Here is a 12227-nt window from a genome sequence, read left to right on the forward strand (position 1 = left end):
ACTCGAAGCGGCCCTGATCTTCCCGCGCCATCCAATGTCATGTGTCCATAGTCTCCGTTGTGGACACAGAATCCCTCACTGCCACGTCTATGAACAGGTGCGGCGAATTCCGCGCTTACGTTGAAGTCGTTTCGGACGCCTTCGAATTCTGGTGCGAATGGCTGGTGAAGCCCACATGTCAGATCGCCGGAGGACAGCGCTCTCAGACCGGCAGCGAGGTCGTGTGTGGCCTGTTCCATTCTCGCTGTGCGAGCCCGGCCCTCCTCGGCAAACAGTACCGTCGAGCGGATACCGCGCTCCACTTCGATAGGTGTTAAGGAGCGGAAGCGAGATCGACCTTGTATTGCGACGGCACCGTTTCGGGACACGCACAAGGTGTGGGTTTGCGCCGTCAGCTCAGCCGCAACGGCCGAGCTGACTCTTCAGAGATCTACATGCCCCTATAGCGCATAGGGCCATTCGGCAGGGACAAACCGATACCCTTTCTTTTCTTTCGAAAGATGCCCTGTTGCGGGAAAGGGCATGTGCATACCTGCAATCATCAATTCGTCGGAGGCGGCCATTTCTAGCGCCCGTTTCCGGGACTTGGCGGCAAGCTGTGGATCCACGTCAAAAACCGGGCCCCATTCGGGGTGGACAAGCTGAAACGTTGCATGGTGGATGGTATCCGCCCATACAAACAAAGATTCACCGTCGGAATTCAGCATGTAGCCGGTGTGACCTGGCGTATGACCTGGCAATGGGACTGCGGTAAACGCACTGAGCAGCTCTGCCTTGCCAGAGAATTTCGTTAGGCGTTTTTGGTATGCCTTTGCAGCTGCCCGGGCGCCGGTAAAGAAAGGTTTGAACGCCTCGGGAGCCGCCCGCATGTTGGCGTCGTCATGCCAGTAGCCGTATTCATCCTCCGACACGATCATTTCCGCATTCGGGAAGAGGGCCTCGCCATTTGCATCAATCGATCCAGCAATGTGGTCAGGATGCATATGCGTGAGGAGGACCGCATCGATCTGATCCGGTTTGATCCCGCTTGCGCCGAGCGCAGCTGGAAGTTTTCCGAGGGTTGGCCCGAGCGAGTTTGCCGCACCTGTGTCGATAAGGATCAGACGGTCGCCCGTGTTCACGACGAATGCGTTGATAGGGCTGACGCTCGTTGGCTGGAACTGGGCCGCAGCCAATCTAGCTGCATCTGCTTTTGGAGCATTAAACAGCTCGGCGGGCATCTCCATATAGCCATCGAGAAGTGCAGTGACTTCAAGACTCCCGATGCGCCGACGTATCACGCCCGGAACCTGTGCGGCTGCGGCCGGGGCTTTGGCCTTGGCTTGGCGGGGAAGAGATGCGGCGGCAAGGGCGGCACTCGCCCCAGCGGCGACCGCAAAAAGATTTCTTCGTGAGAAGTTCACAGCAGATCCTCGTTTTCAATGTGGATCAGTGCCCTGTAACATATCAACCTCTCGCCTTAATTGGTGGAAATCTTATAATATATATCGACCAGACTTATTAATGAGGCCTCCATGGACCAGCTAACACTCCTTTCGTGCTTCGTCCGAGTGGCCGAAAGTGGCAGCTTCTCGATAGCTGCTCGGGACTTGGGCAGGAGCCAATCGGCAATTAGTCAGCAGATCCGCACTCTTGAGGCGCGGCTGAATGCGCGGCTCGTGGAGCGGACGACCAGACGCGTTTCGCTGACAGAAGCGGGAGCGCGCTATCTTGATAATGCCAGACTCATCCTTCAGATGCTGGCCGAGGCGGATGCGTCGGTTGCTGAATTGGGCAATTCAATGTCCGGCCGACTTGCCATAAGTGGACCCGTGAACTTCGGCACCAACGTCCTAGGCGCGTTTCTTTTTGAGTTCCGCCAGGCCAATCCTGGCGTTCAGCTGGATGTTTCTCTGTCAGACCGATTCGTAGATCTCGTAGCCGAAGGTTTTGATGTGGCGATCCGAATGGGAGCGATCACAGAGCCCAACCTTATCGTCAGGAAGATAGGAACAGTAGAGCGGTGTCTCGCTGCAACCCCCGCATACCTCGACCGCGTCGGTAGGCCGGAAACGCCCAAAGACTTGGAAGTCCTGGACTACGTGGTGCACTCGTACATGCGTGCGGGCGAGCGCTTCGCTCTCACAAGTCCAGACGGGCGTAGCGAAGAAGTCAGCATCAATCCTGCACTTCGCTCCGACAACTCCCATCTCATCTGCGAGGCGATCGCGGCGGGGGTCGGCGTGGGAGTTATCCATGATGTGCTGCTAGCGCCGATGGTGGCAAGCGGTGCGCTCGAACGAGTGTTGCCGAACTGGCGGTACGAGCCACAATCGGTGCATGCCGTCTATCCGTCGAACAGGTATGTGCCGCGAAGGGTCAGGGGGTTTGTCGACGGTTTCGCTGCTTACCTGCGCGAGCGCAGAGCACTCGTCGACGCCGGGCTACGAGAGCAGTAAATAGAGAGCTGATGCATGACCTGACTGGAGCCACGACGATTATGCTGGAAGCACGTTCCCGGGCGAAGCGAAGAGATTCGAAGCCGCCGTCGCGGTCGATCTGTGCATCTTTCGCCACGTTGACAGGCACGAGAAGATTTATAAGTCCGAGCGATATTTCTTATCAATCTGCTGCTGTGTGATCGAATTCGGTGATGTGTTAGCTGGTCTCAGCCAACATCATCGGTTGGTCGCCACAGTCATTTCACTGGCTGGTTGGTGACTGTGGCCCAGCTCGGGGTGCTTCTCATTTCGCCGTATGACGAGCGATAGCGCCAGGGGTGGTGTCGATTGTCTCATGAAAGGAAGCCAAGATGAGTGCGTTCGTGGTCGTCGAAATGGAAGTGAAGGACGCGGAAGCTAAGGATCGGTACTCGAAGGCCGCAGGTCCGACGATCAAGCAGTTCGGAGGCGAATTTGTTGCAGGCGGAGCTTGGACGCCGCTGGTAGGCGATGCCGGCCTGAAACACGGCGGCATCATTCGATTCGAGAACCGCGAAACTGCCCTGGCGTGGTTCAATTCTCCTGCCTATCAGGCTTTGACCGAAGACCGAGATGCCGGCATGGCATGCCGATTTCAACTGATCGGATAAAGACGGCCACGGCCTGCGCCGCGCGAGCCAATCACCAAAGCCGACCGACGAGGCGGTCCTCAAAGCCGCCGTGCAGCAACGTCGCCCTGCGAGCCTCTTGGGCGCTTTACAAATGCCGTGCCTCGACGGCCTAGTCGACTCAATTGGAATCTCATGAACAACGCATCGAACAAACCCGTAATCTTCATCACGGGCGGCACCGGACTTATCGGCGGCTCCTTTCTTCACCTCATGCTCGAGCGTAACTACTTACGCGATTTCGCTATTTCGGCGCTGGTGCGACGACCAGAGGATGCGGAAAGGATGCGCCAACTGGGCGTGGCGCCGGTCTTTGGAACGCTGGACGACGATGAAGTGCTGACTAGGGAGGCCGCGCGCGCGAGCATCGTCCTGAATACAGCGAACTGCGATCATGAGGAGAGCGTCAGATCAATCGTGCGCGGGCTCTCTGAGCGCTCCAAACAAGCTGGTGTCCGTCCGATACTCATACACACGTCCGGAGCCGGTGTCCTGTCCACGAATTCCAACGGGGCGGGCCTCCCACTGGAAGAAGATCCCGCAGCGACGCTCTGGGACGAAGCCGATGCCGCAGCGCATGCAGCGATCCCGCCGCATGCGCCTCATCGTCTTGTCGACCTCGAGGTTTTCGCAGCGTCCCAATCGGGGCTCATCAAGACGTATCTTGTCGTACCGCCCACTGTCTTCGGACGTGGCCTGGGGCCGTTTGCGGCGCAGCGCATGTCCATTCAGATCCCTCGGCTCATTTACCAGTCACTTTTTCACCGCCGGGCCATGTACGTCGGAAAAGGCGAGAACCTGTGGCCTAACGTCCATGTCGCAGACCTCGCCGAGCTGTACCTTCTGATCCTCGACGCCGCATTGAGGGACGCAGCCGTGGAAGGAACAGGAGGGCTGTACTACCCAGCCAGCGAGCATTTCGTCTGGTCGACCGTGGCTCATCAGATAGGAAAGGTGCTTCACGCAAGAGGGCTTGTCCCTAGTCCGGCTGCGACGTCCGGCTTGCCGAGTGGCTGGTTCTGGGGAAGCAACGTCCGGGTGAAGTGCACGAACGCAGAGAGGCTCGATTGGGTGCCCAAGAACGGTGGCAGTCAAGAAATGCTCGAGCATGTCGAGTGGGATGCCGCACTGCTGCTTCACATGCTCGCGTCGGAAAAATAACCTATACGGCGCGAGAGCAGCTTCGGATCGCTCGCAGGTGTTCTCGTCGTCGCCGTCTGCCGTACAGCCTGTTTCTGCCCACAAGTCCGTCACCCATGTCGACACGCTTCTCTTTGAGGATGAAAACCTTCAGGCGGTTGCGGACTTCCGGGCAGGTGACCTGAACTGCCATCTCCGAGCCATATCCTGGAGTTCTGCCTCGGGAGCTCTACTCTCTCTCGCGCGATGACAAAGAAACAAAAGAAGCACTCGACAGACGAATCCACACTGCGACAACAGGTGGCGGCCCTGCCGTTTCGATTCTCAGAATCCAAATCCGTTCAAATCCTCCTGATTACCTCACGCGATACCGGTCGGTTCATCATTCCGAAGGGTTGGCAAAAGAAGGGCCAGAAGCCAACCGACGCTGCTACAATGGAAGCCTACGAGGAGGCCGGCGTCGTCGGCAAGGTGGCCCGCAATCCGGCTGGCAGCTACGCCCATTGGAAGCGCGGTGACGGCGTTTTCGAGCGGCTTCAGGTGCTTGTCTATCCGCTCGAGGTGAAAAAGCATCGGGCAAGCTGGCCCGAAAAGGGCGAGCGAAAAATGGCCTGGTTGTCCACCGAGGATGCAGCGCTCCTCGTCGATGAACCGGATCTCGCCTCTCTGATCAGGAATTTCGAACAGCCTGCTTCCCAAGATTGAAATCCGGATGGCTACCAGTGCCGATTGGCTACGCGAAGGACTTACTGGACAACGTTAGCCATTCTGTCGCGATCGGTTTAGCCAAGAACATATGGCCTCAAACTAGAGCCCGGCTTAAATGGTCCCCTCGGCTGGGGCTCTTTCTGTATCGATCTAGCGTTCATTTGGACCTGATCACATACCGAAGGGCATCTCCCGCTCTCACTCCCGACTGGAACAGCTCGATGAGTGTTCGGCAATGGTATCGGCTTGATCGCTGTCGATGGTGATGTGTCTGGCTTCGATCTCGTCGTCGAAGATGCCTTGCAGCAGCGCAAGGTCGTTAGGCCTGAGGGGAAGAGAATGGAAGTCGTAGACGGGGTACATCACACAAGCTGTGTTCCGGCGTGCAAAGATTGGATTCGAGAGGTCCATGGGCGATTCCTGTTCCCTTCCGCGAAAGAGTTCCGTGTCGAGCCGCTCAGATGCCCACGCGATGGCGTGCGTGTAGATCGAATGGAAGAGGCTCGTTTCCTTGCGTCCTTCGAATAGTCCTGGCAGCGGCTGCCAACTAGCAGGTCGATGCGCCGTGCTCGGACTGGTTTGGGAGATGAAAGCCTTCAAGACTGACTTTGACGCCGCCACGGAATGGGAGTCCGTTAGTCCGGACGCGAGTTTAGCTCGGTGCATGAGTCATGTGAGTCGGGTCACCTTTCGTCCAACTCACCGTCGTCGAGCGGACCTTGTTCCCGCAGCAGTTCGCCGAGCTTCCGCTTGCCCGCCGGAATGAACGTTAGTTCGAAGCTGCCGCTGACCTCCGAGATGTGCTGCGGTCCGCCAGTCTTGGCGGCCTCGAGAACCTCCGCGATCCGCGCTTCTGCTTCCCGCCTTGTCCATTGGTTGGTGACAGCCATCTACCTGATTCCCTCGGCCGGAATTCTCCTGCTGATTTCAGACGTTAACGTTTCATCAGTCAATATGAATAAGACTCGTGAGTCGGCGCATCGAATCTTTACGAAAGATTAATCGATGAATTCAGTGCCGCTGCTGCTGGACACGAATGTTCTGTGCGAGACTCAAAGACGGGATGGCAACGACCCGAAAGTTCGAGCGATCAAGGATTGGATCGCCACTCAGGGTGAGGCCAACTTTGCGATTCCTTTTGCGGTGATCGTGGAGATTAGCCGGGGAATCCATCTGGTAGCCCCGAGCAAACCCTCGCGTGCAGCAGAACTCAGCGCCTGGTTGGATTCGATCCTTCGGTCATCATACCGATTCCTGGACATGAACGTAGAAGTCGCTCTGATCTACGGGGCAATGACAGCGCGTGCTGAACTCTTTCATCTTATGCGACCGGACCCAGCTTCCAAACGTCGACGCCTTGGGCATGACCTATTAGGTAAGCGGTCAGCCGATAACGTCGGGCTTGAAGTTCCAGGGCATGAGCGCTTCGATTTCGGATGCTGGCCAGCCTTGAGCAATGCGGGTCAAGGTCTGCGAGAGCCAGTCGAGCGGATCGACGCTGTTCATTTTGGCCGTTTGCAATAAGGTGGCCACCGTCGCCCAGGTTCGTCCACCGCCCTCGCTGCCGGCGAATAGACTGTTCTTTCTCGTAATCGTTTGGGGTCTGATCGCCCGTTCGACGATGTTGGAGTCGATCTCGATGCGACCGTCCGTGAGAAAGCATTCCAGTGCCTCTCGCCGGGTGAACGCATAGCGGATCGCCTCGGCGGTTTTGGATTTTCCCGAGACCTTGCCAAGCTCCTTTTCCCAAAGCTCGAAGAGGCTGGCGACGATGGTCGCGGATTCTTCTTGGCGTCGCGCCGCGCGGCTCTCGGTATTCTGGCCGCGGACTTTGTCCTCGAGCTTCCACAACTCGGTCATGGCGACGATCGATTCCGTTGCGGCCTGAGAGACCCCGCTGATGTGCAGATCGTAAAACTTGCGCCGCAGATGTGCCCAGCACCCTGCGAGCTGGATGGGTTCATTGCTGCCGGTTTTGGCCCGCGTCTTGGCCAGGCTGGTGTAGGCCGAGTAGCCGTCAACCTGCAGGATGCCGCTGAATCCGGCGAGATGACGCGCCACGCAATCGCCGCCCCGGCTGTCCTCAAAGCGATAGGCAACCATCGGCGGGCTGGTTCCGCCGTAGGGTCGATCATCGCGTGCGTAGGCCCACAGCCAGGCCTTGGTGGTTTTCCCGGAACCGGGGGCAAGCGTGGGCAAGGTCGTCTCGTCGGCGAAGACCCTTTCGCCCTCCTTGACCCGCTCGAGGATATAATCGGCGACCATCTGCAATTCGAAGCCCAGATGCCCCATCCACTGCGCCATCAACGACCGGCTGACCTCGACGCCATCGCGCAGATAGATCGCCTCCTGCCGGTAAAGCGGAAGGCCATCGGCGTATTTCGACACGGCGATATAGGCGAGCAGCCGCTCCGTCGGCAGGCCGCTTTCGATAAGATGTGCCGGTGCCAGGGCCTGGGCCACACCATCGCGGCCCCGGAAAGCGTATTTGGGGCGGCGCGTCACGATCACCCGGAACTTCGGCGGCACGACGTCCAGCCGCTCGGAGCGATCCTCGCCGATCAGAACCTTTTCCAGCCCCGCGCAGTCGGCCGGGATTTCCGGCTCGATAACCTCCTCGATGCGTTCGAGATGAGCGGCAAAGCCCTTGCGCGGACGCGGCGCACGCTTCGGCTTGTCCCCGGCCGCGCGGTCGAGTTCGCTCTGGATTGCTGCAAGGCCGGTCTCGACCTCCTCGAACGCAAAGGAAACCTGTTCGTCATTGACGGCCAGGCGCAGCCGCTCGGATCGCTTGCCATGTTGCGTGCGCTGCAAAACTTTCAGGATCGCCGTGAGGTTGGCGATCCGCTCGTTGGCGCTCACTTCGACGGCCTTCAGCCGCTTGACCTCTGCCGCCGCGGCCGCAAGCCGGGTCTCGTTCGCAGCCTGCTCGCGCGCCATCGCAAGGATCATCGCTTTCAGCGCATCGACGTCGTCTGGCAGATCGGAAACGGGCAAATCCATGGAGGCAATAGAGCACAAGAACAGCCGCTTTCCCAATCATTACAGCCACATGATTCATCTTGCCGCAGGCCGGTTTCAGCCCGTCGACAACGGCCGCCTGATCTTGGCCGGCCGGATCTTTTTCCAATCGAGCCCCGCCAGAAGCGCCATCAGTTGCGAATGGTCGAGACGCATCCGCGCCGCCGAGATACCCGGCCAGCAAAAGCCTTGCTCCTCCAGGGTTTTCGAATAGAGGCAGACGCCTGAGCCGTCCCACCAGACAATGCGAACACGGTCCGACCGCTTCGACCGGAACACGTAAAGCGAGCCATTGAATGGGTCGAGACCGCCGTCTCGGACCAGCGCCATCAAAGACGCGGCCCCCTTGCGGAAGTCGACCGGCTGGCACGACACGTAAACCACCACACCGGAAGCGATCATGCCGTGCGGACCACCCGGAGTATCTTGGTCAGGTGATCGGCATCGACATCGCCGCCGACGCGCACCACAACATCGCCCACGACGATCTCCACCATGGAACCGGCCACCGCCTCAAAGCGCGTGAACTTGACTGGTGCGTGCGCTCCCTCCGTTAATGGCGCGACCATTCCCGACGAGAGCGCCTTACGACGCCAGGCATAGAGCTGCGACGGGTCCAATCCCTGAGACCGCGCAATCGCCGACACGTTGGCCCCCGGCGTGAGCGCCTCGGCGACAAGCTGTGCCTTCTCTTCGTCCGACCAATGACGCGGCTTGCGTCGAGACCGCACCGGCTCGGCCGTCAGGACCTCGAATGTTCGATGATGATTCACACTGTCGCTCATAGATTTCTCCGCATGACTCATGCAGAGAATGCGCGCTCAGCGGCCTTAAAGATACGTGGGGTGACCTACCCGCTTACCCTATTAGTGGCCGCAGCGGCGATCGTGCACAAGACTCCGATCGTGACCCTGAACAGGAGAGACTTCCTGCTCATCAACGGCCATTTCCCTCTGCCGGGGTGTTATGATCCGGTGCAGGATGCCTGGTTCGTTCCTCCAACAGCGGAGACGGTACTCCCCCTGTGCGCCAACAGGACCGAGGGAACGGAGAGCAGTGAGCGTTACGACGAGGTAGCGGCAACGCGACTTCCGCTAATAAGAAGGCCGAAGCGGACGAAACGCCGGATCAGTTCGCTGCTGTACGAGCCACAGCAAAGGGAGCTTGCTCGCAGGAAGCTGCTTCACGTGCTTTCCCTGCGGTAGTAGCGCTGCTGCTGCCCTGGCTGCCGCGGCAAATGCCATGGCATCGAACTCGTCAACCTGGAGATTCATAGGCGCTCCAGGATCGCTCTGGCAACCGCGGCGGCGCACACGCTCGCGTATGTCTGCCAATCGTCGTTTTTATTGTCGTCGGCATAATCGCAGATACCACGGACGTTTAGATAGCCGATTCCGGCTGCTGCTGCTGCGATGGCAACCCCCGCGCTTCCATTTCGTATGCCATCATGCCGTGCTTTTTGTTCAGCGAGTCACGGTATTTTCCGTCTTTCAGCAACATGTTGGCCGAACCTATGGTTCCTACATGCACGAAGGGTCGGCTGTCCGGCCGTTCGTAGACGAGGCCTTTCTTATAATCTCGAACGGCGGAATGGGGTCTTTGTCGGGAGAGGGGCGGGCTGCGTTTCGAACGTGCCAGTAGTGATGTAATCATCCCAGGGTTTTTCTGAGAGTTCGGACCCTTTGTGTTCCTGCAATGATGGTAGGACATCGATCGTGGTCAGCAATTCCCGATCGCCGCGGGAATATTGTCTCCCTGATTTCGACCGTGCCGTCCGTCCTCTTCACATGATCATACTGGATCAGCTTATCGCGACGACCACGTCTCCAAGCCTGACGTCCTTTTCTTTGTCTTGAAGGTTAGGCTGTCCCGCCGTTATGCCGATTAGGATGACCTTTTCGAGATACGGACATTTACTGATGATCTGTGCGGTAGCCGCTGCCGCCTGAGCGATCCCTTGACCACTCGTGCCTGCGAGTGCGACGTGAAACTCCTAATCCACCTGATCTGTGAGCGTGACATAGGATATTTTCGATATTTATTGCCCTGACGAGCGGGCATGATTTCTGGTCGGATGGGCAGAGATCACAATTGGCAGGACTTTTTCGACCTGTGATTGGCACCGATTTTCTTGGAGCAACAAGATCCGGGCCATTTTTGACTACGTTTAGCGGCCAAATTCATTACCGCGGGCCAAACCTCGTTGCTTTGAACAACTTTCATGATCGGTGTTCCCTGGTGTCATCAACTGAGAACCTAGGTAGACCGCGGCGATGCTATGCGGTAGATATCTGGAATGCATAGGATTGTGCCGGTAAATGGATAAATCGGAGGTCACGTTGGAGCGGATGCGCACCTTCGTGCGCGTCGCCGAGCGCGGCAACTTGTCGGCGGTTGCCCGTGAGCTCGGCGTTGGCCAGTCCACGGTCACACGGCAATTGCGGGAGCTCGAGGAGGCGGTCGGCGTGCCGCTGCTCAGCCGCACCACCCGACGCGTCACCCTGACCGACGAAGGCAGCCGCTATTATGCCGACAGCGTCCAGATCCTGCGCCTTGTGGAGCAGGCCGGCGACGAGGCTCGCGGCACGCGGGGTGCTGCTGCCGGCACGATCCGTATATCCTGCACGGCGGCCTTCGGGGTCTTGCACGTCAGCCGGCTGATCTTCGCCTTTCAGGATAAATATCCAGAGATCGCGGTCGACCTCAGCCTGACCGACGAGCGTATCGATCTGGTGCGCGAAGGCGTCGATATCGCACTGCGTCTCGGGCCGCTTACCGACAGTTCGATGAAGCTACGGCCGTTGGGCGAAAGCCGGCGTCTGCTGGTGGCTTCGCCCGCCTATCTGGCAGCGCATGGCACTCCCACCTCGGCGCGGAACCTCTCCGGTCATGAGGGGATCCGCATGTCGAACGTGGCGGGCAGCGACATGCTCACTTTGGAGGGACCGGACGGCCGCGGCCATTCGGTACCCTTTGCCGGGCGTTTTCGCGTCGATCATGGGCTTGCCGCCCGAGAGGCACTCATTGCCGGGCGTGGGATCGCCCCCACCCATCGATGGCTGGTCGATGATCTGCTGGCGAGCGGCCGGCTCGTACCGCTCCTTCCCGATTACGCGCTGCCGCCGGTACCGCTTAGCATGCTGATCGTGCCTGAGCGTGCGGGCATCGCCCGTGTTCGGTTGCTGGTCGACTTTCTCGTCGAGCAAATCCGCGGTATTCCCGGGATCGAAAAGGCCAAGCCGTAGGATCTGCGATCAGTCAGTCTATTCCAGCGCCTTGCCGATCAACCGCTGACAGCGCTCGGCCATGTAGTCGATCATCAGTCGAACCTTCGGGTCCTGGAAGCGCTTGTGCGGATAGATCGCCGCAAGTTGCACGCTGAGTGGTGGCGTGTCGGCGAGGATCGGCACCAGCGCGCCGGAATTGATGTGGCTTTTCACCTCGAAGAGCGGCTTGTTGATGATGCCGCGGCCGTCGAGCGCCCATTGGGTGAGCACGTCACCGTCGTCCGAATCGTAAGGTCCGGTCACCTCGAGCTTGCGCACGCCCTCCATGGTCTGCAGCGTCCAGAAGTACTCCTTCGAACCGGGATAGCGCAGCAGCAGACAGTCGTGCTTGTCGGCGATCAGCGCTTCGGGCGTTTGCGGTATGCCACGTTTTTCGAAGTAGGCGGGCGCCCCGCAGACCACGCGTTCGCAATTCATGATGCCGCGCATGCGCAGATTTGAATCTTCGAGGATGCCGAGCTTGAAGGCGACGTCGACGCCTTCGGAGAGGATGTCGACATTGTGGTCCGACAGGCGAAGCCGCACTTCGATGTCGGGATATTTGTCATGAAACTCCGGAATACCCGACGCAATCAGCCGCCGACCTATCCCCAATGGAGCGGTAATCTTCAGCGCGCCCTTCGGATTGCGCGAGAGATCGGCGATCGCGTTTTCCGCTTCGTTGACCGCTTCGAGGATCTTCACCGCGCCGTCGTAAAAGACGCGGCCGTGCTCCGTCGGGGTCAGCTTGCGCGTCGTCCGATTGAACAGGCGAACGCCCATATGGCGTTCCAACTCTTTGATTCTATTGCTTGCAACTGCCGGCGTCACGCGCTGGTCGCGACCGGCTGCCGACAGGGTTCCAAGCTCTACGACGCGCACGAAGACGCGCACATTGTCCAGATATGACATGCCTCCGTCCCACTCCTCCGGCCTCTCTCTAGCCTATCCATTCCGTCGCCATTTTATAGATTTTTTTGAAAGTGTTGGTGAAGCAGCGACGT

The 12227-nt window shown here is 58.9% G+C and carries 12 protein-coding genes and 1 pseudogene; 6 read left to right on the plus strand and 7 right to left on the minus strand.

The annotated features are described in order from the left end of the window. Window positions 1-440 precede the first annotated feature (440 nt). Entirely contained in the window at window positions 441-1403 is a 963-nt protein-coding gene (locus AC1Z3V_RS11315; RefSeq protein WP_483498945.1) for an MBL fold metallo-hydrolase, read from the minus strand. Window positions 1404-1514: 111 nt separating this feature from the next. Between AC1Z3V_RS11315 and AC1Z3V_RS11320 the strand changes: the two genes are divergently transcribed. The 4 genes from AC1Z3V_RS11320 (at window position 1515) to AC1Z3V_RS11335 (ending at window position 4933) form a co-directional block, all read left to right on the plus strand. Beyond that, the gene (locus tag AC1Z3V_RS11320) at window positions 1515-2438 is read left to right on the plus strand and encodes a LysR family transcriptional regulator (RefSeq protein WP_483498946.1); all 924 of its coding nucleotides are present in this window, start codon (window positions 1515-1517) and stop codon (window positions 2436-2438) included. 353 nt (window positions 2439-2791) lie between these two features. Continuing rightward, complete coding sequence (locus tag AC1Z3V_RS11325) at window positions 2792-3070, plus strand: DUF1330 domain-containing protein (RefSeq protein WP_483498948.1); 279 nt, start codon at window positions 2792-2794, stop codon at window positions 3068-3070. Window positions 3071-3223: 153 nt separating this feature from the next. Next, window positions 3224-4249, plus strand: a complete 1026-nt coding sequence (locus AC1Z3V_RS11330; RefSeq protein WP_483498949.1) for an NAD-dependent epimerase/dehydratase family protein — start codon at window positions 3224-3226, stop codon at window positions 4247-4249. A 225-nt stretch (window positions 4250-4474) separates the two neighbouring features. Continuing rightward, window positions 4475-4933: an NUDIX hydrolase gene (locus tag AC1Z3V_RS11335; protein ID WP_483498950.1), complete on the plus strand. Its 459-nt coding sequence runs from the start codon at window positions 4475-4477 to the stop codon at window positions 4931-4933. Between the two features lie 201 nt (window positions 4934-5134). On the opposite strand, the gene AC1Z3V_RS11340 is transcribed toward AC1Z3V_RS11335, so the two are convergent. Continuing rightward, window positions 5135-5347, minus strand: a complete 213-nt coding sequence (locus tag AC1Z3V_RS11340; RefSeq protein ID WP_483498952.1) for a hypothetical protein — start codon at window positions 5345-5347, stop codon at window positions 5135-5137. A gap of 272 nt (window positions 5348-5619) precedes the next feature. Beyond that, window positions 5620-5826, minus strand: coding sequence for a hypothetical protein (locus AC1Z3V_RS11345; protein ID WP_483498954.1), 207 nt, complete (start codon window positions 5824-5826; stop codon window positions 5620-5622). Window positions 5827-5941: 115 nt separating this feature from the next. On the opposite strand from AC1Z3V_RS11345, the pseudogene AC1Z3V_RS11350 reads away from it, so the two are divergent. Next, a pseudogene (locus AC1Z3V_RS11350) lies at window positions 5942-6232 on the plus strand (PIN domain-containing protein); the annotation flags it as partial. An 87-nt stretch (window positions 6233-6319) separates the two neighbouring features. On the opposite strand, the gene tnpC reads toward AC1Z3V_RS11350, so the two are convergent. The 3 genes from tnpC to AC1Z3V_RS11365 all read right to left on the minus strand — a co-directional run bounded on the left by tnpC (window position 6320) and on the right by AC1Z3V_RS11365 (window position 8742). After that, the gene (gene tnpC, locus AC1Z3V_RS11355; protein ID WP_483499495.1) at window positions 6320-7939 is read right to left on the minus strand and encodes an IS66 family transposase; all 1620 of its coding nucleotides are present in this window, start codon (window positions 7937-7939) and stop codon (window positions 6320-6322) included. A gap of 75 nt (window positions 7940-8014) precedes the next feature. Continuing rightward, a complete protein-coding gene (tnpB, locus tag AC1Z3V_RS11360) occupies window positions 8015-8359 on the minus strand; it encodes an IS66 family insertion sequence element accessory protein TnpB (protein WP_483496667.1) in 345 nt (114 codons plus the stop codon). Continuing rightward, complete coding sequence (locus tag AC1Z3V_RS11365; protein ID WP_483496668.1) at window positions 8356-8742, minus strand: transposase; 387 nt, start codon at window positions 8740-8742, stop codon at window positions 8356-8358. Before AC1Z3V_RS11365 ends, tnpB begins: the two co-directional genes overlap by 4 nt. 1533 nt (window positions 8743-10275) lie before the next feature. On the opposite strand from AC1Z3V_RS11365, the gene AC1Z3V_RS11370 reads away from it, so the two are divergent. Further along, complete coding sequence (locus AC1Z3V_RS11370) at window positions 10276-11202, plus strand: LysR family transcriptional regulator (RefSeq protein ID WP_483498956.1); 927 nt, start codon at window positions 10276-10278, stop codon at window positions 11200-11202. An 18-nt stretch (window positions 11203-11220) separates the two neighbouring features. On the opposite strand, the gene AC1Z3V_RS11375 is transcribed toward AC1Z3V_RS11370, so the two are convergent. Further along, window positions 11221-12135, minus strand: coding sequence for a LysR family transcriptional regulator (locus AC1Z3V_RS11375; protein WP_483498958.1), 915 nt, complete (start codon window positions 12133-12135; stop codon window positions 11221-11223). Between the last annotated feature and the right edge of the window lie 92 nt (window positions 12136-12227).

This window comes from Ensifer sp. 38_S197, from assembly GCF_056924495.1.